This window comes from Iodobacter arcticus (genome assembly GCF_042664895.1).
GTDB lineage: Bacteria > Pseudomonadota > Gammaproteobacteria > Burkholderiales > Chitinibacteraceae > Iodobacter > Iodobacter arcticus.
Map to the genome: position 1 here is coordinate 281,917 of NZ_JBHTBQ010000033.1, position 23,981 is coordinate 305,897.

General features: G+C 48.4%; 21 protein-coding genes. 10 read left to right on the forward strand and 11 right to left on the reverse strand.

The features are described from left to right. Window positions 1-54: 54 nt before the first annotated feature. The 5 genes from ACFQNF_RS15270 to ACFQNF_RS15290 form a co-directional block, all read right to left on the reverse strand. The gene (locus tag ACFQNF_RS15270; protein WP_380188788.1) at window positions 55-447 is read right to left on the reverse strand and encodes an NUDIX hydrolase; all 393 of its coding nucleotides are present in this window, start codon (window positions 445-447) and stop codon (window positions 55-57) included. Between the two features lie 104 nt (window positions 448-551). Further along, window positions 552-704 (reverse strand): hypothetical protein, encoded by a 153-nt coding sequence (locus ACFQNF_RS15275; protein ID WP_380188789.1) that lies wholly within the window; start codon window positions 702-704, stop codon window positions 552-554. Between the two features lie 213 nt (window positions 705-917). Then, entirely contained in the window at window positions 918-1,694 is a 777-nt protein-coding gene (locus ACFQNF_RS15280; RefSeq protein WP_380188790.1) for an EAL domain-containing protein, read from the reverse strand. A gap of 233 nt (window positions 1,695-1,927) precedes the next feature. After that, complete coding sequence (locus ACFQNF_RS15285; RefSeq protein WP_380188791.1) at window positions 1,928-2,131, reverse strand: hypothetical protein; 204 nt, start codon at window positions 2,129-2,131, stop codon at window positions 1,928-1,930. Further along, entirely contained in the window at window positions 2,112-2,252 is a 141-nt protein-coding gene (locus tag ACFQNF_RS15290) for an NUDIX domain-containing protein (RefSeq protein ID WP_380188960.1), read from the reverse strand. Before ACFQNF_RS15290 ends, ACFQNF_RS15285 begins: the two co-directional genes overlap by 20 nt. A 325-nt stretch (window positions 2,253-2,577) precedes the next feature. Between ACFQNF_RS15290 and ACFQNF_RS15295 the strand changes: the two genes are divergently transcribed. Beyond that, a complete protein-coding gene (locus ACFQNF_RS15295) occupies window positions 2,578-2,991 on the forward strand; it encodes a hypothetical protein (RefSeq protein WP_380188792.1) in 414 nt (137 codons plus the stop codon). Window positions 2,992-3,120: 129 nt separating this feature from the next. Here ACFQNF_RS15295 and ACFQNF_RS15300 read toward each other — a convergent pair whose 3' ends face one another. Together ACFQNF_RS15300 and ACFQNF_RS15305 are read right to left on the reverse strand one after the other, a co-directional pair. Further along, window positions 3,121-3,456, reverse strand: a complete 336-nt coding sequence (locus ACFQNF_RS15300) for a hypothetical protein (protein ID WP_380188793.1) — start codon at window positions 3,454-3,456, stop codon at window positions 3,121-3,123. 247 nt (window positions 3,457-3,703) lie between these two features. After that, a complete protein-coding gene (locus ACFQNF_RS15305) occupies window positions 3,704-4,603 on the reverse strand; it encodes a C40 family peptidase (protein ID WP_380188794.1) in 900 nt (299 codons plus the stop codon). 454 nt (window positions 4,604-5,057) lie between these two features. Between ACFQNF_RS15305 and ACFQNF_RS15310 the strand changes: the two genes are divergently transcribed. After that, window positions 5,058-6,743, forward strand: a complete 1,686-nt coding sequence (locus ACFQNF_RS15310; protein WP_380188795.1) for an ABC1 kinase family protein — start codon at window positions 5,058-5,060, stop codon at window positions 6,741-6,743. Window positions 6,744-6,880: 137 nt separating this feature from the next. Here ACFQNF_RS15310 and ACFQNF_RS15315 read toward each other — a convergent pair whose 3' ends face one another. The 3 genes from ACFQNF_RS15315 to ACFQNF_RS15325 all read right to left on the reverse strand — a co-directional run bounded on the left by ACFQNF_RS15315 (window position 6,881) and on the right by ACFQNF_RS15325 (window position 9,618). Next, the gene (locus ACFQNF_RS15315; RefSeq protein WP_380188796.1) at window positions 6,881-7,630 is read right to left on the reverse strand and encodes a basic amino acid ABC transporter substrate-binding protein; all 750 of its coding nucleotides are present in this window, start codon (window positions 7,628-7,630) and stop codon (window positions 6,881-6,883) included. Between the two features lie 53 nt (window positions 7,631-7,683). Then, window positions 7,684-8,088, reverse strand: coding sequence for a SufE family protein (locus tag ACFQNF_RS15320; RefSeq protein ID WP_380188797.1), 405 nt, complete (start codon window positions 8,086-8,088; stop codon window positions 7,684-7,686). A 321-nt stretch (window positions 8,089-8,409) separates the two neighbouring features. Continuing rightward, complete coding sequence (locus ACFQNF_RS15325; RefSeq protein ID WP_380188798.1) at window positions 8,410-9,618, reverse strand: aminotransferase class V-fold PLP-dependent enzyme; 1,209 nt, start codon at window positions 9,616-9,618, stop codon at window positions 8,410-8,412. Between the two features lie 247 nt (window positions 9,619-9,865). Between ACFQNF_RS15325 and ACFQNF_RS15330 the strand changes: the two genes are divergently transcribed. The 8 genes from ACFQNF_RS15330 to nudB all read left to right on the forward strand — a co-directional run bounded on the left by ACFQNF_RS15330 (window position 9,866) and on the right by nudB (window position 17,790). Then, complete coding sequence (locus tag ACFQNF_RS15330; RefSeq protein WP_380188799.1) at window positions 9,866-12,508, forward strand: type VI secretion system Vgr family protein; 2,643 nt, start codon at window positions 9,866-9,868, stop codon at window positions 12,506-12,508. Next, the gene (locus ACFQNF_RS15335; RefSeq protein WP_380188800.1) at window positions 12,505-13,326 is read left to right on the forward strand and encodes a DUF4123 domain-containing protein; all 822 of its coding nucleotides are present in this window, start codon (window positions 12,505-12,507) and stop codon (window positions 13,324-13,326) included. The genes ACFQNF_RS15330 and ACFQNF_RS15335 overlap by 4 nt, the downstream gene beginning before the upstream one ends. An 87-nt stretch (window positions 13,327-13,413) precedes the next feature. After that, window positions 13,414-13,860: a DUF3304 domain-containing protein gene (locus ACFQNF_RS15340; RefSeq protein WP_380188801.1), complete on the forward strand. Its 447-nt coding sequence runs from the start codon at window positions 13,414-13,416 to the stop codon at window positions 13,858-13,860. 113 nt (window positions 13,861-13,973) lie between these two features. Continuing rightward, window positions 13,974-14,219: a DUF3304 domain-containing protein gene (locus ACFQNF_RS15345; protein WP_380188802.1), complete on the forward strand. Its 246-nt coding sequence runs from the start codon at window positions 13,974-13,976 to the stop codon at window positions 14,217-14,219. Window positions 14,220-14,236: 17 nt separating this feature from the next. After that, the gene (locus ACFQNF_RS15350) at window positions 14,237-14,419 is read left to right on the forward strand and encodes a hypothetical protein (RefSeq protein WP_380188803.1); all 183 of its coding nucleotides are present in this window, start codon (window positions 14,237-14,239) and stop codon (window positions 14,417-14,419) included. A 114-nt stretch (window positions 14,420-14,533) separates the two neighbouring features. Next, window positions 14,534-14,980 (forward strand): DUF3304 domain-containing protein, encoded by a 447-nt coding sequence (locus ACFQNF_RS15355; protein WP_380188804.1) that lies wholly within the window; start codon window positions 14,534-14,536, stop codon window positions 14,978-14,980. A 10-nt stretch (window positions 14,981-14,990) separates the two neighbouring features. Then, window positions 14,991-16,895 (forward strand): phospholipase effector Tle1 domain-containing protein, encoded by a 1,905-nt coding sequence (locus tag ACFQNF_RS15360; protein ID WP_380188805.1) that lies wholly within the window; start codon window positions 14,991-14,993, stop codon window positions 16,893-16,895. Between the two features lie 430 nt (window positions 16,896-17,325). Continuing rightward, entirely contained in the window at window positions 17,326-17,790 is a 465-nt protein-coding gene (nudB, locus tag ACFQNF_RS15365) for a dihydroneopterin triphosphate diphosphatase (protein ID WP_380188806.1), read from the forward strand. Window positions 17,791-17,935: 145 nt separating this feature from the next. On the opposite strand, the gene ACFQNF_RS15370 is transcribed toward nudB, so the two are convergent. Then, window positions 17,936-23,851 (reverse strand): AAA family ATPase, encoded by a 5,916-nt coding sequence (locus tag ACFQNF_RS15370; RefSeq protein WP_380188807.1) that lies wholly within the window; start codon window positions 23,849-23,851, stop codon window positions 17,936-17,938. Window positions 23,852-23,981 lie beyond the last annotated feature (130 nt).

Genomic DNA, 23,981 nt, shown 5'->3' on the forward strand with positions numbered 1-23,981 from the left:
TTGCGGCCTTCGCATAAACCATAAAGTGAATTGCATGGCAGGATGTGGCGGTTTTTACCTTGGGGGGCTTGGCTCACTGGCAAGAAAATCATGGCACAGCACTTGTACCGCAGGGGCGAATTGATCGATGTTTTGCAAAGGGAGCCATGCCACTTCGCTGATCTCGCCCATGGCGCGCGGCACGCCTTGCCATTTTGCACTGTAGCAAATGAGCTCAACATCGCCTGCCTGCCCATAGGCGGGTGCAATCACGGTATATAGATAGTGGGTATTTTGGATGGCAATGCCTAATTCCTCTGCCAACTCTCGGCTTAGAGCCTGATCCGCTGATTCCCCTTGCTCTACTTTGCCTCCGGGCAGATACCAGTGCTGATTCTGGCGAACTCTAACTAGCAGTAGTTTCTGGTCTTGTACATCGACCAAACATGCGCATTGCAGTGGTTTCATGGTCTGCCCTGTAATCTGTCATAAGATTCGCATCTTACATTATGCCTTCGTGGTGATGGTGCTTTGATATGGGCTTGAGTCAGTAAGGGGCGGGTGAGTATAGGCTAAAAAGCACGCCGCATCGGTTGCTTCTGCTGCGCAAAAAGCACCAGTGAAAAACCTGCTTCAGCGGCATCTGCTTTATAAGGTTTGAGCTTAGATGGATTGAATCCATGCAAAAAGCCCCTGTTGATTTGCTCGACAGGGGCTTTTTGCATTATCCGCAGTGATGAGCAATTGAATCATTGCTGAGCGGTTAAAGTCGCTCCTACTTCGCGAGTGGATTTGTGATTTTTTATAAATCCAGCGCTGCGGTTAAATCTCCCGGAGGCTGCGCGCCACGGGCTTTAAAATGGCATGTAAAGCCCGCAAGTAAGCTGGTTTTGAGGAAGGTACGGCGCGCTGTTGCAGGCATGGCTTCTCTTTGGTTTTTAAATGGGTATGGCCAGCGGCAAGTGGCCCGTTGCGGGTTTGGCAAATAAAAAGCCTTGAAAATAGCGTACGCCAAAATCCCTTAGCATGTTTAATTCGGCAGGAGTTTCTATTCCCTCGGCAATAATATCAATGCCCAGCCGTGTGGCGGTGAGTAATACCCCAGCCACAATGGCTTGTTTGGCGTTGCTGCTATCAATATCGCGGGTTAATTCCATATCTAATTTAATAACATGGGGCTGAAAGGTGGCCAGCAAATTTAAGCCCGAGTAGCCAGAGCCAAAATCATCAATTGCGGTGGTGAAGCCTTGTTTACGGTATTCGGCAAAAATATTTTTAAGATGCTGGGTATCGCTGACGCGTTCGCCTTCTGTTACTTCAAACATGAGGCGATCAGCAGGGAATTTAAATTGATCACTGGCTTCCAGCGTGGCTCTGATGCAGGTTTCTGGCCGATAAACTGCATTGGGCAGAAAGTTAATACTTAATTTGCAATCTGGAATTTCAACCATGCCGTAGGCCACGGCCAGCTCAATGGCTTTAATCCGGCATGTCTGATCAAAGCGATAGCGGTTTTCTGCATTGACTTGCTCAAGAATAAATTCTGCACCCTGGCCATCGACACCCCTTACTAAGGCTTCAAACGCGTAAGGTGCGCCACTATCAATATCAATAATGGGCTGGAAAGCCATGGTGAAATCAAAGCCCAGATGCTTGGCGTCTCGGCAGTCTTTGCAGCTGGATGGGTGAAAGGGGGTGGAAAACTGTGTTGTCATCTTGCTCACCTCTGAGTATGAATCATCTTAAGCAGAACAAGGCTATTGCTGCTTTATTGCTTATGCAGAAGGCTAGATGTCACTCTGCCTCGCAGATGAGTTTGCGTTTTTTGTAAGCCTACTTGTAGCTTTTATAAATAGTTTAGTCATGATTTATTCGAATTGCATGGGATAACTTGTTTTATATATGTCATTAATCTTTCGTTTAAAAGCAGCCAATACTGTGTGGCTATTCAGGTGGCTTGTGTATGCAGGCGTTCTCCATTAAGAAAATCACGGCAAAGCACGTGTACCGCAGGCGCAAATAGATCAGTATTTTGCAGAGGCAGCCATGTCACTTCACTGATCTGGCCTAAGGCACGCGGTATGCCTTGCCATCTTGCGCAATAGCAAATCGGCTCAACATCGCCTGCCTGCTCATAAGTGGGGGTCAGCACGGTATATTAAGTAGTGAGTGTTGGCTGGCAGCACAGCAATGCCTAATTCCTCGGCCAACTCCCGGCAGAGCGCGTGTTCAGGCGATTCGCTTGGTTCAATTTTTCCGCCCGGTAATACCAGTGCTGATTATTGCGAACTCTGACTAAGAGGCGTTTTTAATTTTGCACACTCACTAAACATGCGCATAGCAATGGCTTCATGGTGCGTGCTGCATGTATCTCGTTTTGAAGGCAATATTTAACATTATGCTTTTATTGAAATGACGTGCTGTTTTAATTTAATGTCAGAAATGGCTGGGCTAGATCATTTATGTATTTGTTGTATGCTTCCTGCATTTTGCAGACAGTTCGTTACAGATCGCTACTAAACCCATATCGAATTCTGATCTGAACAGGTAGATACTGAATTTACACGCTCACTACCGGGCGATTTTAGGACAAAGATCATGAACAAACTGCTGACAACGCTTGCTGCTACTGTATTTGTTGCGACTACTGCTTTTGCTGTGGCAGCAGAATCTGCCTCTACCCCTATTAAGGTAGAAACACACTCTAGTAAGATTAATGCTTCGGCAAGCAAGCATGTAGGTAAAAAATCCGCTACTAAAAAGCATAGCGCGGCATCCGCTGCATCTGCGGTACAAAAGTCCCCTGTAAAAGCACACGCGTCTGCTGTACAAAAGGCACAAGCAAAGCATGCGGCATCAGCGGCATCAGCCGCGCACGACGCCCCAGCGAATGCTCATGCATCTGCAGTGCACAAGGCACGCAAGGCTCAGACTAAAAAACACGCTTCTGCTGCCTCTGCCGTGCACAAAGCGCCAGTGAAAAAGCCTGCTTCAGCAGCATCTGCTGTATAAAGTTTTAGCTTGGGTGGATCAAATCCATCTACGATAAAAGCCCCTGCCGATTTGATCGGTAGGGGCTTTTTGTATTATCACAGAGGTGATGTATTTTTTTGGGGGATATTTAACATCCTCTCTCTGGCTTTAATATTCCAGCAATAGCGCTTGAACCTTTGCTTTAAGAGGAGAATTTTTGGGTAGATGCTGCTGAAGCGTTTCCAGCTCGCTGATGATGGTGTCGCACTTTAACTTATCCATTTTTTGGTTCAGTTCTCTATCTCTTGCCGATTGATCGCCTGCGAATTCACGCGAAAAATGCAGGCAACTTTCGCCACGTGCCATGATCTTTTTAGCTTGGTGGGCAGATATTTTACTTGCTTTAGCGGCTGGGGGAGTGCTGGGATTGGGCTTGTTGGGTTGGTGTTCTGAGCATGCAGTGAAGCTTGTAGCAAGCAAAAGGGAGGCGGCAATTATTTTCATAGCTAGTCATTATAAGATGACTCGCTTATTTAGCGGTAAGCCTGTTTTAAAAGTCGTCACTGGCTTGCATGTTCGGTGAAGAGCAACGTGCTACTAACAGTCGTAAGATAAAGATCAAGGTTATGGTATGGGGTAAGTGCGCCGTTATTTCGTGGGCCGCTTGTATGTGAAAGAAAGCTGGCTGGGGCGCTTAATTCAGACGCCATCATCCACACCGCTGGCGGCGGTGTGGATGATGGCGGGCAAATTACTTATTACTTGGTTTTTTCTTGGTGCTGGATGGCGCGCTGCGTTTGGCTTTGGGTGCTGCTTTACTTGATTTGCCTGACGCACTTTTGCCCTTGGTGGTTTTGCTAACCTTGCTTGCTGTTTTGCTGCTCTTTTTATAGCTTGTGCCCTTAGCCGCTTTAGGGCTGCTGCTTTCTCTTGCTGCTCTGGGCACTTCACAGATCTGCTGTTTTTTGCCTTTGCGTTTTACTGTTCTGCATACAGGCTTGCTGCTTAGTGCAGCATTTCCTTTGGACGTGCCAGCAGCATTTTTTGGAACGCTGGCTAATAGCGCCGCCATATTGACGGGGGCGCCACCTGTGCCATCGTAGCGGCGAGCGCCGTTAAAGCGTGAAGTCCAGTAGCTTTGGTTAAAGTTGGTGATTTCAACGCTTTTACCGGCGCGGGGCGAATGAATAAAGCGGTTGTCGCCCATATAAATGCCAACATGGGAAAACGTACGTCCCAGCGTGTTAAAAAACACTAGGTCGCCCGGTTTAAGCTCATCCTTGCTGATGCTTGCCCCTGATTGCGCCATGCCCAGCGCATTGTGGGGCAGGGCAATATTCATCGAGTTTTGAAATACATAGCGAACAAAGCCGCTGCAATCAAGGCCTGCTTCGGGCGTGGCACCACCCCATTTGTATTTCACGCCAATCAGGCTCATGGCTTGTAAAAGCATGTCCTGGGCGGGGGCATAATCGGGTTTTGTATCTGATTTGGCTTTACGGGGCCGTGAGGTGTTGGTGTTGGTGATGGTCGTTGCCGGAGCAGCTTGCTCAACAGGAGGGTCGATCTCGATTTGGGGCAGTTCATCGGCATAGGCCGGAAGTGCACAAATGCCCACGAATAATGTGCTGATTAATCTAATCCATTTCATGTGGGGGATGATGGCTCTAAATAGAGCAGGCATTGGCCTGCTTGGGGTTGTCAGGGGGTTAGCAGCGGATGAAGAAGTACTTTCTTAAAATCACCCAAAGTGACGGCGCTTAAATAAAATAAGGGCGTCAGGGTTGGGTATCTTGGATAAGACTTCAATTCGACCTGCTGTAAGCAGCTGCCAATATTAACATGTTCATTCGGGTAGGAAAATTGGAATACTTGTGCGCGAATTGCGTATGTGAATATTTAAAAGCAGGATGGTGGATTAACGCCATAGTCATCTATCTGTAGGCAATGATTGATTCGGTGTTATTTTTTGTGAAAGTAAACCCACTGAAAAGCACATTTATGATAAAAACAGTTAGCAGCATATTGAGTTTGGAGCGAGCTTGCTGTGGGTTTAAACCAAGCTGTTCACAATAAGTAAAATTCATTTTTTTACGGATAAATAAATGCTGAAAGAAACCTTTACCGTGATGCGCGATCTGCCACGGGTGCGTGAAATTGTGGCTGTACTGGTGCGGCATGGTTTGGGAAACTTAGTGCAAAGGCTTGGCCTATCAAAAGGGCTGGAGCGCGCTAGCGATTTGCTGCATTTGCCGGGCAATCATGAGGCAGAGGTGCTCGATTCTCCAGTGCGGGTGCGCCGTGCTTTGGAAGAGCTTGGGCCTGCCTTTGTCAAGCTAGGGCAGGTGCTGGCCACAAGGGTGGATATGTTTCCGCCAGAATGGATTGCCGAATTCGAAAAGCTGCAAAGTAATGTGGCCCCGGTTGATTTTGCGATCATTCTGCCTGAATTAACTGCCTTGCTGGGTAGAGACCCTGCCGAGATATTCCTTGAGCTTGATCCGCATCCGGTAGGCGCAGCCTCGATTGCGCAAGTGCATCGGGCTAAATTATTAGATGGCAGCGAGGTGGTATTAAAAATTCGCCGCCCCGGTATTATTCCTAAAATTGAAGCCGATTTACGTATCCTGAGGCATATTGCCTCATTAATGGAATTTGAATTTCCTGAATCCCGCCGCTATCAGCCGGTTAAAATTGCTGAAGAGTTTTCTAAATCTTTACGCCGTGAATTAAATTTCTCGACCGAGGCCAGAAACTCAGAGCGCTTTGCACAAAACTTTAAAACCCATCTAGATATCGTCATTCCTAAAGTATATTGGGAATGGACATCAGAAAGCCTGAATGTGCAAAGCTATATTGCCGGTGTGGCGGGTAATGATTTATTGGGTGTGGATATTGCAGGGCTGGATCGCTGTATTCTGGCGTCGCGTGGTGCGGATGCTGTGCTTAAAATGGTGCTGATTGATGGCTATTTTCATGCCGACCCGCACCCGGGCAATGTAAAGTATTTGCCAGATAATCAAATTGCCTTTCTGGATTTTGGCATGGTGGGGCGCTTGCCTCATCCGCGCCGCGATCAAATTGTCGATTTATTAGCCGCATTAGCGCAGCGTGATGAGCATGGCATTTTAAATGTATTGCTGGAGTGGACGGGGGATACGGTGGTGGATGAGGAAAAACTCACCTCTGATATTGCTGGTTTTATGTTTGATTACGAAAACCTCGCCTTAAAAGATATTCGCTTTGGTAATTTACTTAATGATGTGGTGCAAATGATGCGCGAGCATCAAATTACCCTGCCATCCGATTTAACCCTATTGTTTAAAGCCTTGATTACTCTGGAAGGATTAGGCAGGCAGCTTGATCCAGACTTCCAAATGGTTACGCATTTAACGCCCTTTGTAAAAGAAGTGATTCTGGCGCGCTTTCATCCACGGGCCTTAATCAAAAAAAGCAAAGAGGGCGTGTTTGAAGCGGTGCAGTTACTCAGTGGCCTGCCCCGGGATATTGGCAAACTGATTAAGCAGGCGCGGCGAGGTAATTTGCGCATTGATCTGGATTTAAAACGGCTAGATCACTTTGGCTTGCAAATTACCCGCAGCGCAAATCGCTTAACCATGGGGATTGTCACCGGCGCGCTGATTATTGGCTCGTCCATTGTCATGACCGTTAATGCCGGTCCGACCATTTTTGGTTTGCCCTTGCTAGGCTTTATTGGTTTTGTGCTGGCGGTGCTCAATACAATTTGGCTGGTGTTGTCGATTTGGATATCGGGGAAGGAAGAGATTTAGTGTTCTGTAGGGCGGGTGAAACCCGCCAGATTTTGGCATGAAATGCGCCGAAAAACGGCGGTTTCACCCGCCCTACGAAATTAGCCCAATAAAAAATCGCCTCGAAAGGCGATTTTTTTATGCAGCAATCGGGCTAATTATTTGCCGAAGTACTTGCCGTAAATCTTTTGGTAAGAGCCGTCTGCTTTTACATCGGCGAGGCCTTTATTAAGCTTGGCAAGCAGGGCTGCATTGCCTTTCTTAACGGCAATACCGTAGAACTCTTTATCAAAGCTGGTGTCGTCAATCAGCTTAAAGCCTGAGTTTGGATTGTTGATCAGGTAGTTTTTAACCACGCTATTGTCGCCAATCACGGCATCCACGCCGCCTGCTTTTAATTCTTGCAGCGCCAGTACGATGGTTTCAAAGCGGCGAATATTGGTGTTGCCTTTGCCAAAATGCTTTTGTGCCACGATATCGCCAGTGGTGCCGTTTTGTACGGCCATTTTTTTGGTTTTAAGATCGCTTAATTTGCCGATCGGGCTTTTGGCCGATACCACGATGAGTTGCTTGGCTTCAAAGTAAGGGGCAGTGAAGTCCATTGATTTCTGGCGCTCTGGGGTGATGGTCACCGCCGCGATGACGATATCACGCTCGCCATTGTTTAAACCTGCAAACAGGCCTTCCCAAGGGGTGTTGATTAGCTTGATCTGGATGCCTGCCTTGCTGGCAACGGCGTGGATCAAATCGGCATCAAAGCCTTCTACTTCTTGTTTTTTATTCAAGATTTCGAAAGGAGCGAAGGTAGCGTCTGAACCTACGGTCAGTACACGTTCTGCGGCAAATGCGGGTACTGCCATCACGCTGCTGGTGATGAAAGCGGCAACTAGCTGACGTAAGTTTTTCATTAAATCTTCCTTCGTGTTCGAGGTGTAACAGGATACTTTGCTGACAAGTAACGTCAATGCGCGTCAGTAATAATTGTGTTGTGAATTTTACCAATTATGGCCTTTACCCCATTGCCACGCGAAGCAGATAGGAAGCGGGTTAGCCCTAGCGAGATAAGCCAAGCTTCACAATCAAAGCCGCTGATCTCTGGTCTTGTTTTACCTTGATAGGCGGCCATCAATAAAACGAGTAGCCCTTTTACAATGCGTGATTCGCTGTCGGCTGCCAATTGGATATATTCACCTTCCCAGCTGATTTTTAACCATGCCGTGCTTTCACAGCCGACGACGCGGTTTGTTTCATTTAATTCATCGTGTGGCAGGGGGGCTAAATCGCGTGCGAGTTGCACCAGTAAGCGATTTTTACCTTCCCAGCCATGAGCGCTGGCTAGTTTGATTTCTATTTCTTCTTTATTCATGGTGATTTTCCGGATAGCTTGATGCTTGGGGTAGGTTTTAAGGCAATAGCGAGGTGTTGGCTATAAAAACGCGCTTGCAAGTATTGAATCATCGTAGGGCGGGTGAAACCCGCCGTTTTCGTATTCCATCGTAAAGCTCGGCGGGTTTCACCCCAATCCTATCAACTTAAGGTCAAAAACAAGACAAAGTTTGGTTTTCCGTAGGGTGTGCAAGTTGTTTTTCTTGCGCACCGCTCTTGGTGCGCAACGACTTCGTCGTTGTACACCCTACGAAATACCGATTCATCTTAAGAACAAAGCTTAAGTTGACAGGATTGGGTATTAAGCCAATAACTCTAATGTTTCGCTTAGGCCCGCTAAGAGTGCTTCTACATCGGCGCTGGTGTTGTAAGCGGCAAAGGATGCCCGTAAGGTGCCTTTTAACCCTAGGCTGTTGAGTAGCGGCTGAGCGCAGTGGCTGCCTACGCGCACGGCGATGTTTCTGGCGTCTAAAAATTGAGCCACATCGTAAGGATGGGCGTCGCTAAAAGCGATCGAGACGACGGGGCCTTTTTGTGCAGCGTTGCCGATAATGCGTAGGCCGTCGATCTGGCGGAGGCCCTGCTCCAATTGCAGGCGCAAAGCGTCTTCATGCTGGGCAATGGCAGAGCGATCTTGGGCAGACAACCAATCTAGAGCGGCAGCAAAGCCAACGCTTTGGGCAATTGCAGGCGTGCCTGCTTCAAAGCGGGCCGGGGCTGGGGCGTAGCTGGTGACCTCAAAAGAAACGCGCTCTATCATTTCGCCGCCACCTTGCCATGGCGGCATGTCGGCTAGGATGTCGGCTCTGGCCCATAGCGCACCAATGCCGGTCGGGCCATACACTTTATGGCTGGAGAACACATAAAAATCGGCGTCAAGTGCCTGAACGTCGATGACTTTATGCGCCACAGCTTGCGCGCCGTCGATTAATACTTTGGCGCCCACACGATGCGCCGCTGCGATTAAATCTGCGATGGGCAGCTCGCTGCCGATGGCGTTAGAAATATGCGCAAGGCCAACCAGCTTGGTTTTAGTTGAAAGCAGGGAATGAAAGTGCTCAATATCCAAGCTGCCGTCGCTTAGTAAGCGCACCGGCTTGATGATTGCGCCGCAACGTGTTGCCAGCATTTGCCAAGGCACGATATTGGCGTGGTGCTCTAGGGTGCTCAGTAAAATCTCGTCGCCCGCGTGTAGATTGGCTCCCCCCCAGCTTTGGGCGACTAAATTGATGGCTTCGGTTGCTCCGCGCGTAAAAACGATTTCATTGCTGGATGCCGCATTAATAAAGCGCGCTACGCTAGATCTTGCCCCTTCAAAAGCATCGGTGGCCGCCACGGCGAGGCGGTGCGAGCCACGGTGTACATTGGCATTAGCCGTTTCATAAAAATGGCGCTCAGCATCCAACACCACCAAGGGCTTTTGCGTGGTGGCGGCGTTGTCGAGATAAATCAACTCGGGAGCACGTATTAATAAAGGAAACTGGGCGCGAAGGGCGAGGGCATCAAACATAGTGGCTCAAAATCGATACAGGCCGCGATTGTAGCGCGATCAGGGTTTTTTCTCATGGGAAAGAATTCTAAGCACCCTTAAGACTGATCTATGCGGAAAGACCTTAGCACCAAGGCGTGATGTAATTGGTATACCTTACGAGTGCTGATTTTGGTCATAATTACGCTGTATTATTTACGCAAACCCAGCGCAGGCAATGTACGGCTTCGTGTAAGATAAAGATCTTTCTGTAAGCCCTTGGTTTATTATGACCTTTGATCTACTCGCCTCATTCGCAGCTGCTTTTAATCAGTATCAGCGTCTTATTTCCCTGCAACTTGGGACCGGCGGGGCATGGGGCGAGCAGCTACTGCCGCAGCGAGTGGTGGGTAAGGAGGGGCTTAACCAAGCTTACAGCTATCAGGTCGATTGCTTATCTCCCGACGCTGCGCTTGAGCTTAAATCCTTGCTTGGCCTGCCCGTTGTTCTATCTATAGCTGATGCTAACGGCAGCGAGATAGCCCGCTGTGGTGTCATCTCGCAAGCGCAATTACTCGGCTCAGACGGTGGCTTTGCCAAATACGCGCTGACGGTGGAACCCCCGTTTGCCTTACTCAGATACCGCCGCACCTCACGCATCTTCCAAGAATTATCCGTGCCGGATATCGTCAAGCAAGTGTTGGCCGAGCACCAAGCTAAAAACCCCGTCTTTGCTGCCGTGCAAACGCTGGATTTCAAGCTATCCGGCACGCACTCGCCCCGATCGTACTGTGTGCAGTACAGAGAATCAGATTTCGACTTTATTACACGATTATTGGCGGAGGAAGGATTGGGCTGGAATTGGGTTCATCTGGCTAGCGATAATCCACAGGTTCAGCTGCTGATCTTTGATGACGCGTTTGCAATTCCAGAGGCGCAAGAATCATTGGTACGCTTTCACCGTGCTGACGCTGCGGAAGAGAGTGATGCGCTCACCGAGTGGCATAGCCAGCGGCAAGTGGGTAGCAGCTCGGTATCGCTTGCCAGCTTTGATTACAAAACCACCACGACGAACCAAAGCTTTGATGAAAGTTATATCGATCAAGGCGACGGTGGGCAACAGCTGCAAGTCAGCTTTGAAGATTATGACCCTCAGTCCTTGTATTACGCTAGCGACAATGAGGGCCTAAGCCGCTATGCAAGGCTGCGTCAGCAAGCGTTGGATGCGCAAAAGAAATCTTTCACCGGCTCCGGCACTTTGCGCAGCTTGCAAGCAGGACAGTGGTTCCGCCTAGAAGATCACCCCGCCCATGAATACGATGCCGCCGAACAAAGAGAATTCGCCGTAACCGAGCTAAAATTCACGGCTAATAATAATTTTCCAGCGGATTTAACCCGGCAACTTGGCCTAGTTGCGCCTAGCCTACTGGCTACTGACGCCGCCAAACCCTATCACGCCGACTTCACCGCCCAAAGACGCGGCCAGCCGATAACCCCGCGCTTTGCTCATTCAGAACACAGCAAACCCAAAAGCCGCGGCTTGCAAACCGCCACGGTAGTTGGCCCTGCCGGATCAGAAGTTCACACCGATGAGCAAGGCCGCATAAAAATACAATGGCACTGGCAACGCACGGCTGAACACCCAGAGTTTGGCGCAAATCTCGATGACAAGTCGTCCTGCTGGGTTCGCGTCGCCTATCCATCAGCCGGTGCAGGCTTTGGGCATCAGTTTATCCCGCGCATTGGGCAGGAGGTGACGATTTGTTTTCTAGAGGGTGATATCGACCGCCCCATCGTCACTGGTGTTGTCTATAACGGCAGCCATTCTGTGCCAAATTTTAGCGGTGCAGGCGCATTGCCCGCCAATAAAACGCTGTCAGGCATCAAAACCAAAGAGCATGAAGGCGGCCAATATGGTGAGCTGCTGTTTGATGATACTAAGGGTGAAGTGCGCACTAAATTATCCAGCGAGCATGGCAAAACCCAGCTTAACCTTGGCTATCTGATTCACCCGCGCACGGATGGTAAAGGTGAGCCACGCGGTGAAGGCTTTGAGCTGCGCACAGATAATCAAGGCGCAATCCGCGCCAATGGCCTCTTGATCAGCACCGAAGCCAAAAGCGGCGCAAGCGGCAAACAGCTCGACCACAGCCCAGCCCAAAGCCAGCTGGAATCGGCCCTTGCATTAGCACAAAGCCTTGGCGAAACCGCCACCAACCAACTCGCCGACACCATCGAAACCGGCGACGAGGGCAAAACCGTTGAGGCCGACAATAGCGCAGGCAGCAAAGCCAGCACCGGTCATCTTTACCACCACGTGCACGCCAGCAAAAGCCTTGAAGCGGGCAGCAATACCGACAAAGACGGTAAAACAAAATCCCAAGACCAAGCAGGGCAACAAAAAATCATCTTGCTGTACGGAGAGGACGGCATCGCCATCACCAGCCCGCAAAGCCAAACGATTACCGCAGGCACAAATCTTGATCTAGTTGCGCAAAGAGACACAAACCAAACCTCTGGCCGCCGTTGGATACACAACGTAGGCCAGCACATCAGCCTGTTTGTAGCGGGGGTAAAAGACCAAGTCGCGCTAAAACTGATCGCTGCCAAAGGTAAAATCCAGCTGCAAGCACAGAGCGATGATATTGAAATCACCGCCGACAAAAATGTCAAAATCACAGCCTGCAAAGAAAGCATTCATGTCGTTGCTAAAGACGAAATCCTGATGACCGCCGGCGGCGCATACATCCGCATCAAAGGCGGCAATATCGAGATTCATTGCCCGGGGGAAGTGAGTATTAAAGGCGCGAACCATGAGATAAGCGGGCCGGCGAGTATGAATGTGCGCTTGCCTGCTTTTAATCCACCGGTTTGCAGGCAGTGTATGCGGGAGATGGGTTTAACTCATCAAGCGATTGGAGAACGGGCATGAGCCAGTATGTAAATCAAATTCGGGAACAAATCTCTACGGATCAGCGCGTGCAGGGCAAGTGGTTTGCCTTGCTGGATGCATCACAAATCCCTTTGAAAGAACAGGCTGTTTGGGCGGGGTTTGTATCGTCTTGGCATAATTTGCTGGATGACAGCCCAGAGGGAGAGCATCCGGATTTAACCGCATGGTTATTTAATGCTTCCGATAAGATGCTTGATCTCACCCTAGAGCTAAGTATTCAGTACCCACATAGCATTACATGGTTTTATAGTGATTGGCCAATTAGTCAAATTCACTCTTATTGGCGTGCTTTAAGTCATATTCATTTACCGGAACGCCGCAGTGGTCTATGCAGATTTTATGATGCATGTGTATTGCTTCAATTAAAAACAGTGTTGACTGCTCATCAATGGCGCGCTGTTACTGCTCCTGTTCAGCAATGGTTATCTATTCACCCGGATGGGACATTGTGGTGTATTGATGCAGCGCCATCTATTGTGAAAAACAGGGGTTCTATTACGCTTATAAAAAGCCAGTTGGATCAATTAGAAAAGACAAATCGCCCTCATTGGTTGATCGCACAGCTAATGGCTAATGAATATGTAGATATGAATTATGCAAATTTTGAGCTGTATCAGCGTGTAAATCGCTCTGTGCTAATGATGGAGCAAGCAGGGTTAAATAAGCCAGATCAGCAGTATATATTTTGTGCAATGACCTTAGATTGGCCGGATGAGCAGATTTTTAGTGAAGGTACAGAAAGTAATTTATTAAGCGTAAAAAATAAAAAGATAGATTTAATTGATATTTTTGGCTAACAATTGATGCACTTTCATGCTGAAAAGCGCTAGGTGTAGTGAGGATTTATTTTGTTAGAAAACGTAAAAAATATAATTAAATAGACAATGAAAAAAAATCTAAAAAGAATTAGCCCTATCTCCATCTTGGTGGTGCTTTCACTGGCGGCATGGTGGATTTGGAGTTCATTTTTTCAAGAAGAAAGCTATGGCGTTTGTTTTCAAGGATTTAATTATACCGACAAGATTATTTCAGAGTATTACGTCAATGGTATGGGAGGGGGTAATATTTCTTCGAAGCCTGATGATGATGCATTTGGAGGCGGTGGGAAGTTTTCTTGTGGCGCGTCGGTTAGTGGATCAGAAGTAAAAATAAAGTGGGTGTTTAACTGGAAATCTGTGGCTGAAATGGATGCAGGCGTGCCGCCAGAAACCCATGTAGTGACGCTGCCTATGCCCAAGGCGGAATCGCGTAGTTCGCGCTATTTTCAGGTGCATATTTATCCTGATCATCATGTTGAGCTAAAGCTGCTCGATTTGCCACGGCTAAAATAAGGGTGTTGGTATGAGTAATATGAAGTCCGAAGCAAAATAGTATTTTTTGGTTTTGTAATGAGTTTTTGTTTTTTACAATTAAAAACTAATGATAAATTTTAGGATCTGTTTCTATGAAAAAAAATATAAAAAGAATAAGCCCTATATCCATCTTGGTGGTGCTTTCACTGGTGGCATGGTGGATTTGGAGCTCATTTTTTCAAGAAGAAAGCTACGGCGTTTGTTTTCAGGGGTTTAATTATACCGACAAGATTATTTCAGAGTATTACGTCAATGGTATGGGCGGGGGGAATATTTCTAAAAAGCCCGAGGATAATGCTTTTGGGGGGGCGGGAAGTTCTCTTGTGGCGCGTCGGTAAGTGGGCCAGAAGTTAAAGTGAAATGGTTATTTAATAGAAAATCTGTGGCTGAGATTGATGCAGGTGTGCCGCCAGAAACCCATGAAGTGACTCTGCCTATGCCCAAGGCAGAATCACGTAGTTCGCGCTACTTTCAGGTGCATATTTATCCTGATCATCATATTGAGCTAAAGCTGCTTGATTTACCACGGATAAAATAAGGGTATTGGTATGAATAATATGAAGTTCGAAGCAAAAGAGTGTTTTTTGGTTTTGTAATGGTTTTTTTGTTTTTTACAATTAAAAACTAATAATAAATTTTAGGATCTGTTTCTATGAAAAAAAATTTAAAAAGAATTAGCCCTATATCCATCTTAGTGGTGCTTTCACTGGCGGCATGGTGGATTTGGAGCTCATTTTTACAAGAAGAAAGCTATGGCGTTTGTTTTCAGGGGTTTAATTATACGCACAAAGGCATTGCGGAATTTTATGTCAATGGGAATGGGGGGGGCAATCTTCCCTCAAAGCCTGATGATAACGCTTATGGAGGGGGTGGGAAGTTTTCTTGCGGAGCCTCGGTTGGTGGGTCAGAAGTTAAAGTGAAATGGGTTTTTGATTGGAAATCTGTGGCTGAAATGGATGCGGGGGTGATACCAGAAAGCCATGAAGTGATTCTGTCTATGCCCAAGGCGGAATCACGTAGTTCGCGCTATTTTCAGGTGCATATTTATCCTGATCATCATGTTGAGCTAAAGCTGCTTGATTTACCACGGCTAAAATAAGGGTATTGGTATGAGTAATGCAAAAACAGATAAGGCCGAGCGCATTAAAGCCGAAGCAAGAGATCTTTGCCCAGCGTGTGATCAGACTTTATGGCTGTCATTTTATTTTGATGCCTTTGCCCATCATAAAGATGATGATGGCGCTGCTATTTCTAATATGGGCAAACTATGGCGTACTTCATTAGATATTCCAGTAAAAGGTATTTTCTCTAACTATTACTCGGGCTTAGGTGCACGTTTTGAGCCAGAGCGAAAAGTATTGCTCAAAATGGAAGCTGCCAAAATTAAAAAAGAGGCAGAAGAAGGTGTTATTGATGCGGTAAAGGAGAAGCTTAAAGAGGCTGTTATGGCGACGGTGCCTTTTTTGTATAAGGCGGGCAAAGAGGTTGTTCAGAATAGGCCAGGCTGGTGGGATAGGGTTAAAGCTTTGGGTAAACAGGGGGGGCGTGCGGCTTTAGATCCTTATAAGCCTTGGTGGGATATTGTATGGAAGCCCAATCATCGGGCGCAATTTATACGGCGTGTAACACGCGATTGGCTAAATTACGCAAATGATTTGATTCACAATCCTTTACAAATCCACAAGATGGTGCGTGGTGAGCTTGGCAAAATGGCTGCATCTCATTCTATTGAGCATATTGGTTTTGTGCGGGATGCGAAATGGGTGTCCGCCCTGTTTAATACCGGCGTAGATACTAGGCTGGAGCAGGCTGAATATGATTTCAAAAACAATGTTACTATTGGGCAAACATTAGGCACGATTAAACATATTAATGTGGCTATTTTTGGCGCTGATTTTGGCGGGGCTTTGGCATTGGCTTTTGCCAACCATTTGGTAGATGAAATATGCGAGGGGGGTAAATATGATGGCATTCGGGTGCACTTTCGTTTTATGGGTTTATTGGATTGTGTCAGTGCGCGGTTTGACGATAATTTTTTAACAGGCTTTTTGCCTATAGCGAATTCAGTAAAAGATGACTTGAAGCTTCCTAAGTCTTTTGAAAAAGTGGTGCATTATGCCGCTGCACATGAATACAGGCTTTATAAGCCATTATCGATTATTGGTGGGGCCAGAGCACCTGGCGGCAGGTTAGAGGAGCGATTATTCCCTGGGGATCAGGGGGATGTGATTGGTGGCTATGCAGATAAAGAGCAGGGTTTAAGCCCGGAATTAGCGCGAATGCCCCTGCAGTGGATGCTAAACCGGGCATGGCGTAATGGCGTGCCGGTGATGACTTTAGAGAAAATAGAAAAAACAGCACCTGCTTTGTATAGTTCAATTCGCTTAGATGGTGCGGTTTCCGATCTGGTGTATCAGTACTGGGCTAAAGCAAGTGAGCTGGCTTCAACAACAGAAACGGTTACGTCAGCCCTGGTAATTAAATCTTTGCGGCAGGGGTATAGCGATACCGGTTTGGCTTGCGCTCAGCTCTCTTTGCAAACACATACAAAAAAGCAATTGCCTGCCGATATAAAAGCAGAATTGGCCGGGCATATTGCGATGCATACAGCATGGTTAAAAAGCTGGTATGAATCATTTAAAGCAGGCAAAGGCACTAATTTAGAAAACGCACGTTATCAGATGCTGAAAAATGAGATTGATAGCATGGCCCGCAGAAGCGCACGTTCAGCACTAGAGCCTGGGGGCCTTGATGAGGAGTCAAAAAAATTATGGGCAATGTGGCAAAACAATCGGGCCAGTAATCTGGGCGAATCAAAAAAATTATTCGAAAAATATATTCATGATTCAATGGCAGATAGCCCGTTAGAGCGGGCTTGGGATGATTTTGTTTACAGCAGGCATTATTTAAACCACCGCATTATGACTCCTATTGAAGAAAATCTAGAAAAGGATTTTTTTGAGCTAAGTCATTTAAAGCTGGTTGCAGAAGCAGCAAATAAAATTAACCGCTAAATGCCTCGGCAAGGGTCAGCAGACCCTGTTGCTGGTGTGCCGTAACAGCATAGCTCGTTATGAATATTTTTTGGGGGGGCCAATGTTTAACCCGTATTAAATATGGCTTCCTCTCGCTCTACAAAGTTAGTAATTGAGCTATATCAGGTAGTTTATCTTTTTTTTATTTTGAATGTTTTAATATTACGAATTGATCTCATCATTTACCCCGCCCGCTGGTCTGCCATGCGCACCAGTGAATTTTGGAATTTGAATCGATTGAGGACTGCGCATTGAAGTGCCATTCCTTGTGTGGGGGAATGATGCATCTATCGAGGTGCTTGTAGTAATGAACTGATGACCCTTTATTTAACGCTTTTTACTCGATGAAGTTGTGAGTGGGCGCTTGCATGGTTTAAGCTTTGCTTCTCAACGGACTTTTTACTTTGTCATGACTACTCAAACTGCATCGAAGCTATACAAGCAAGCGGTATCTGCGCTGATTGTGATTCACACGCCTGATTTACAGGTGCTGCTTATGGAGCGGACTGATTTTAATGAGGCATGGCAATCGGTAACAGGCAGCCGGGAAGGCGATGAATCGCTGGAACAAACGGCGCGGCGCGAAGTTTTTGAGGAAACCGGCATCGATGCCTGTATGTATTCATTACGCAATTGGCAGCAAAGTCACGATTTCGAAATTTTCGAGATCTGGCGTCACCGTTATGCCCCCGGCACCACTCACAATACTGAGCATGTTTTTAGCTTAGAAGTCCCCATCGCTTTGGAAGTTACGCTTGCCGAAGGCGAGCATCGCCGCTTTAAATGGGTAAGCTGGTCGCAAGCTGCCGAAATGGTGTTTTCGCCATCCAATGCCGATGCCATCCGCAGCCTGCCAGAGCGCTGCGCGCACTAGCTTCAATATAAAACCCAAATCTCAAACCACGGAGGAAAAGGAGGACGCAGAGGGCCACGGAGAAAAACAAGAGTAAGGTTTTCTCCGTGAAACTCCGTGTTCTCTGTGTACTCCGTGTTTCAAGATTTGGGTTTTTTTGAGGGGTTCAGGGCTTGTTGAGGAGCCATTTTTTGAGCAGGGTGTTGAGCTGCAGAGGGATGATTGGTTTGGCGAGGTGGTCGTCCATGCCAACTTCGGCACAGGTTTTTTTATGCGATTCCAGCGCATCGGCAGTTAAGGCAATCACCGGGGTTTGATCGCCCCTTGCCCGCATTTGCCGGGTGGCTTCTAAGCCATCCATAATGGGCATTTGCAAATCCATAAATACTAAGTCGTAGTGATGGCTGCTTAGCTTGGCGAGTGCTTCTTCGCCATTATTGGCCTCATCGCAGCTGATTTTAAGCAGCGATAGCAGCTCGCGGGCAACAAGGCGATTGATGGCCACGTCGTCCACCACCAGAACATGCTTGCCTTCAAAGCTTTCTGCCTGCTCTATGCTTTCGCTTGGCGTATCCAGCACCTCCTCAGCAAGGGCTAATTCCACATAAAAACTAAACTGACTTCCTCTGCCGGGCTGGCTGCTTACTGTAATATCGCCCCCCATCAGCTTGACTAGTTTTTTACTGATAGACAGCCCTAGCCCTGTACCGCCAAATTGCCTCGTTGTTGAATTATCTGCCTGAATAAAAGGCTGAAACAGCCGGTTTATCTGTGCGTCTGTCATGCCGATTCCCTGATCTGTAATGGTAAACAGCATCCGTGTTTCGGTGGGGCAGCTAAGCTCTAAATGCACCCAGCCCTGCTGGGTAAATTTAATGGCATTGCCTAATAAATTAATTAGAATCTGGGTTAAACGAAGCGCATCCCCTTTGCGCCATTCGGCAAAATGCTCAGGCAGGCTAAGCAGTAAGCTGAGCCCTTTTTCTTCGGCTCTGAATTTAAGAATAGAAGCCACCTGATCCACAATACTGCGGCAGGAAAACACTTCTTGTTCTAAATCGAGCCGATCGGCTTCAATTTTAGAAAAATCAAGAATATCGTCAATCAGGGCAATGAGTGTATTGGTCGATTGAGTGAGTTTTTGTAAATAATCATTTTGTTTTTCATTTAAGGCGGTGTGTTTCAGCAAATGGGCAATGCCGTGGATGGCGTTAAGCGGTGTGCGAATTTCATGCGACATATTGGCCAGAAAAGCACTCTTTGCTTTGGTGGCGGCTTCTGCCGCTTCTTTGGCATGATTGAGTTCGGTGATATCCATCATGGTGGCTTCAATATGGCTGGGCTCGCCCTCTGCGTTGTACAGCAGACGGCTGGTGGTGAGTACATCCAGTATTTTGCCGCTTTTATTGCGAATTTTGATGGCGTAGCGGCTGACTCTTTCATGCTTCAGAATCATTTCTTGCAGGTGCTTATGTTCTTGTGCGCTCTCAAAAAAGCGGTGGGCGCATTCTCCCAGCAAGGCTTCTGTGCCGTTTACGCCGATAATTTCGAGCATGGCCGAGTTTATGGCGAGAATTTTGCCGCTGGCTAGTTCGGTTTTCATATAGCCCGTCAGCATGCTCTCTACAATGGCGCGAAAGCGTGATTCACTTTCTCTGAGTGCTTTTTCGATGCGGTTTCTTTCTGCTAGCTCGTTTTCCAGGTGCTGGTTGACAGCGCTTAATTCTTGGGTGCGAATCTCTACACGGCTTTCCAGCTCGTCGTAGAGGCGTGCGTTTTCCATTGAAATAGCCGCTTGGGTGGATAGGGCATGGATGACTTCTTGCCTTGCTGTGGTGAATGCGCCTGCCGAGAGCGGGTTTTCCAGATAGTAAACACCAAGCAGCACGCCTTGCTTGATGATGGGGCCACACAGTACCGATTTAACCCGCGTATTGTGCACATAAGAATCGCGTTGAAAGCGCTCATCCAGTCCCGCGTCATCAAGGGCCACGGTTTCTAAAGTGCGCCAGACATATTGCAAAATCGATGCGGCAACCGGCAGGCTGAGGCTGTTTCTGGGCCGCACGGTGATGGCATCGTTTTCGATAATGCCTACCGTTTTTAGCCTGGGCTGTCCGTCTTCCGCCAGAATCAGCGCACCCATTGTGGCACCCGCGCTTTCAATCATTAGCTCGGTTAGGCGTACCAGTAGCGGATCAAGAGCCAGCTCGCTGGCGATAGCTTGCGAGGCCTTGAGTACGCCTGCCGAAGAGAGCGCGCGGCCATGAAAAACGTCTTCTTCAGGGGGGATCAGTTGCCATACCGAGCTAAATTCATGGCGCAGTGTTTTGGCAAGTCCGATGGCGCCCCAGTGCTGCAAATTTGAAATGGCATTTTTAAGGTGGTGGGTGGCGTAAACCGGGTAGCCGTGTTCAACCCATAATTTACAGGTATGGATTTCTGCCAGCGCAAGATCCTGAGTAAAGCCCTGGCTGCGTGCGGCGGTAATGGATTGGTGGCAGCATAAAAGCGCGGCTTCGTGTTGGCCTTGCAGCAGGGCAATTTGTGCGTCGAGTAAGAGCAATTTATGTGAGAAATTATCAGGGCAATCGTTGCTCCATGCGGCCAGCTGCTCACGATGGTTTTGTATTTCTATTTTTTGGCTTTCTGATGGTGCTCGGTTCGCCAGCCCCATGGCTAAGCACCAGTGCGCATCAAAATTGGCGATAAAGCCCATGATGTAGCGGCACAGTGCCAGCCCCTGGCGAGCATGCAAAATCACTTCTTCATAATGGCCTGCAAACAGCATGCGCTGGGCGCGGTAAATATGATAAAAGCACAGCGATGAGCGGCTGTCGTTTTGTTCGCACTCCTGAACAAATTGCGCTTCATTGGACGTGGTGCCATCCCATGTTTCTGCAGTAAAGGCCGCAACAGAAAAGCGTAAGGCATTGAGGGTGTCAATCGCCCACTGGTTTTTATTGGCGAGTGATGATTGCAAAGTTTGTTCGATGCGCTCGCTTAATTTAGAGAGCGGCAAGCCGCTGATATAGCGATGCAGTACATCTGCACAATATAAATAGCCAGTAAATTGCTGATCTCCGGTCATTAGCCCTGCATTAATACTGTCTTGAATCAGTGGCAATGAATCATGTAGCGGTTTAACCCAGGGCAGGCAGCCTACCGCATAGGGCCAGCCGGTTTTACATTTGAGCGCCATTGCGTCCAAAGGGGTGATGAGCTGGTATCCCAGACTGGCGAATTCAAAGCCGCGCTGGCGTTGCCCAAACAGGCTGCCCAGCAATACACCAAATGTGCCGTAGCCCTTGCAAATCTCGATTGAATTGCCGTGCTCCAGCGCGGTCAGTACCATGCGGGAAATAATAAAGGGATAGTAGCGCGGGTGGCCAAAAGAGGTGGAGGTGTCGAGATTGAGCAGGGTTTTTTGAATGAGCTGCTGGGTTGGGTCGCTCAGTAGCGGTAATTGCAGCAGCTCTATAGGCTGGCGATTCTGCATTTTTTCTTCAATCTGAGCCAGTATTTCTTGAAACGCTGCTTCCGGATCGTTAGGCCAAGCCAAGCCTAATAATTCTAGTGCTTCCCGGCCCGCTTCGATTGCGCCAAGGTAATCGGCAGAAAGCGTTTTACCGGTGATCAGCAGGTTTTGAAACGCGGCTTTTTCCAGCACAGTGCGTAGCCGGGGTCTGGCTGCATGGATGATGGCTTCAGAGGTGGCTAAATCACCAGAAAGAAAAGCCGCTTCTGCCTGTATGTAGTGAAGGCGCAAGAGTAGCGGGTAATCGTTTTCCCAGTAGTGCTCTTCGCTCAGCAGCAGCTGTGCATTGTTTGCAAAGAGTCTGGCGCTGCTGTGGGCGGCAGAAGCAAAGGCTTTGCTGGCGGCTTGCAAAAATATATCTGCTAGATAGCGGTTTTGCTCAGGGTCTGCCGCTTTAAGAAAAACATTTAAGCCCGCGCTAAATTGCTGGGCAATGGTAAAAAGCTGTTCTTGAAAATGTGCGCCGTTATTGGCCTTGACCAAGTGCTGTGCAATGCGGATGTGCGTAGCTTGTTGCTCTCTTTCGCTGAGTAGCGAATAGGCGGCTTGCTGCACTCTGTCGTGCATAAAACGAATTTGTTTGGGCTTGCCTGCTTCACTGGGGATTTCGGTCATCAGCTCTGTTTGGCGCAATACTTGCAAGCTTTCATGTGTTTTGGCCTGGCTAAGGCCGGTAATGGCGGCTAAATCTGGCAGGCTGCATAAATTGCCAAAGCAGGAAGCTGCGCTGGCTAATTCTTGTACATGAGCAGGTAGGCGGTGCAATTGCTCGATCACCAGATCGACAACGTTTTCTGCCACATTATGGGTGGCAAGGCGGGCGACGCTCCATACCCAGGCACGCGTCTCTCTATCCCAATAAATAAAGGCTTCGTCTACCAGCGTGCGTAATAGCTTGCCAATAAAAAAAGGATTACCGCCGGTTTTTTTATGGATCAGGTTGGCCAGTGCAAAGGTGTGTTCCCCTGTATGCAGCGCATCGATGAGAAAATCGTTGACTTGGGCTGGTGTAAGCGGGGCCAGCTCAAGCAAGGTGCTGCGCACATTCTGGGTATGCCATTCGGCTTGGGCGAGCAGCAGGGGGTGGCCTGAGAGGACTTCAGTGTTTCGGTAGGCACCAATCAGCAGTAAGTGCTTATTGTGGGTATTGGTCAGTAGCTGGCCCATTAAATCAAGGCTGGCAGGATCGGCCCATTGTAAGTCGTCCAGAAATAACACTAGGGGTGATTGCTGATGGCAAATACCCTGAATAAAGTCGACCAGTGTTTTGTTGTAGCGATGGCGCAGCTCAGCAGGGCCAAGCTCTGCAACCGGGGCTTGCGGGCCAATCAGCCATTGCAAGGCAGGGATTGCATCAATCAGAATTTGTGCATTGCTACCTACGGCGGCGAGAACCCTGTTTTTCCAGTGTTCGGTATTAGGCTCTGCCAGCCACTGCCGGATCAGCTTATCAAAGGCGGTGGAAAGGGCGGCATAGGGAATGCTGCGTTGGTACTGATCGAATTTTCCTTCAATAAAAAAGCCACCCGCCATAATAATATCGGGTCTTAGCGATTGCACCAGCGAGCTTTTTCCTATTCCCGAATAGCCGGAAATAAGCACCACTTCAGCCGCCTGAGTCTGGCTGCGCGAAAAGGCATTCAGCAGGCTTAATCGCTGATGATCCCGGCCGTAAAGAGTGTTCGACGGGTGAAGCACGCCGGGCTCATCGTCCTCCCCCAGCTGAAAAGGGCTGGTTAAGCCGTTTGAAAGCCGCTCGGTGCAGCGCTGCAAATCGTGGGCCAGCCCTACCGCGGTGTGGTAACGCTTCTCTGGGATTTTCTCCAGTAGCTTCATAATAATGGCGGAGAGCGCTGGCGGGGTGTCAGATATCTCGTTGGGCGGGGTGGGGATTTTTGCGAGGTGGGCGTGGATTAAAGAAAGCGTGTCGTTGCTATTAAAGGGCAACTGCCCTGTAAACATCCGGTAGCAAATGACGCCCAAGGTATAAAAATCACTGCGTGGGTTAACATCTGAGCGCAGGCGCCCAGTTTGTTCTGGCGAGAAATACGCTGCACGGTGTTTTTGTGGATCGGCTTCGCCACCGTCCGCCATGCCCACAAAACGGATGGTATGGTCTGGCGCAATAATGATGTGATCGGGCCAGAGCCTGCCATGCGGTTTGCCGCTGGCATGTAGGGAGGCCAGTGCTTGGGCAATGGCGGTGGTGCGCTGTAGTTTTCTGGCCAGTGTGATGGCAAGTTGCAGCGTGGTGCCGGTTGTGTGGCCGGTTTCGCTCATTAAATCTTCTAAAGTGCGGCCGGGGCAATCACTCAGCACTAGCACCATAGACGCACCATGCTTAAATAAATCGAGCACCTTGGGTGTGTGTTTGGTTTGGATTTGCTCGAGTAAATCTCGCTCGCTCTTTAAAGTGATGCTGGCGCGGGGGAGTGAGGCGATGCGTAAAATGCAGGCGTTGCCATCTGCATGAACAGCACGGACCATGCTTCCTGCCACATCTTGATAAAGTGTGTTTTTTAGACTGTAGCCGGGAATATCCACACTGGCTCCCTTGGGGAAAAGCGGGGTCTTGGGTGAGGGCGGGGGCGGACTTTGGAAAGGCAGCAAATGCGTGGAGCCACGTTCCGCACTACAGTAGGCCTATTCATTGAATGTGGTCTTGATTTGCACC

Coding starts and splice junctions, on each gene's coding strand:
- ACFQNF_RS15270 (WP_380188788.1), bottom strand. CDS start 447: ATGAAACCACTGCAATGCGCATGTTTGGTCGATGTACAAGACCAGAAA.
- ACFQNF_RS15275 (WP_380188789.1), bottom strand. CDS start 704: ATGCAAAAAGCCCCTGTCGAGCAAATCAACAGGGGCTTTTTGCATGGA.
- ACFQNF_RS15280 (WP_380188790.1), bottom strand. CDS start 1,694: ATGACAACACAGTTTTCCACCCCCTTTCACCCATCCAGCTGCAAAGAC.
- ACFQNF_RS15295 (WP_380188792.1), top strand. CDS start 2,578: ATGAACAAACTGCTGACAACGCTTGCTGCTACTGTATTTGTTGCGACT.
- ACFQNF_RS15300 (WP_380188793.1), bottom strand. CDS start 3,456: ATGAAAATAATTGCCGCCTCCCTTTTGCTTGCTACAAGCTTCACTGCA.
- ACFQNF_RS15305 (WP_380188794.1), bottom strand. CDS start 4,603: ATGAAATGGATTAGATTAATCAGCACATTATTCGTGGGCATTTGTGCA.
- ACFQNF_RS15310 (WP_380188795.1), top strand. CDS start 5,058: ATGCTGAAAGAAACCTTTACCGTGATGCGCGATCTGCCACGGGTGCGT.
- ACFQNF_RS15315 (WP_380188796.1), bottom strand. CDS start 7,630: ATGAAAAACTTACGTCAGCTAGTTGCCGCTTTCATCACCAGCAGCGTG.
- ACFQNF_RS15320 (WP_380188797.1), bottom strand. CDS start 8,088: ATGAATAAAGAAGAAATAGAAATCAAACTAGCCAGCGCTCATGGCTGG.
- ACFQNF_RS15325 (WP_380188798.1), bottom strand. CDS start 9,618: ATGTTTGATGCCCTCGCCCTTCGCGCCCAGTTTCCTTTATTAATACGT.
- ACFQNF_RS15330 (WP_380188799.1), top strand. CDS start 9,866: ATGACCTTTGATCTACTCGCCTCATTCGCAGCTGCTTTTAATCAGTAT.
- ACFQNF_RS15335 (WP_380188800.1), top strand. CDS start 12,505: ATGAGCCAGTATGTAAATCAAATTCGGGAACAAATCTCTACGGATCAG.
- ACFQNF_RS15340 (WP_380188801.1), top strand. CDS start 13,414: ATGAAAAAAAATCTAAAAAGAATTAGCCCTATCTCCATCTTGGTGGTG.
- ACFQNF_RS15345 (WP_380188802.1), top strand. CDS start 13,974: ATGAAAAAAAATATAAAAAGAATAAGCCCTATATCCATCTTGGTGGTG.
- ACFQNF_RS15355 (WP_380188804.1), top strand. CDS start 14,534: ATGAAAAAAAATTTAAAAAGAATTAGCCCTATATCCATCTTAGTGGTG.
- ACFQNF_RS15360 (WP_380188805.1), top strand. CDS start 14,991: ATGAGTAATGCAAAAACAGATAAGGCCGAGCGCATTAAAGCCGAAGCA.
- nudB (WP_380188806.1), top strand. CDS start 17,326: ATGACTACTCAAACTGCATCGAAGCTATACAAGCAAGCGGTATCTGCG.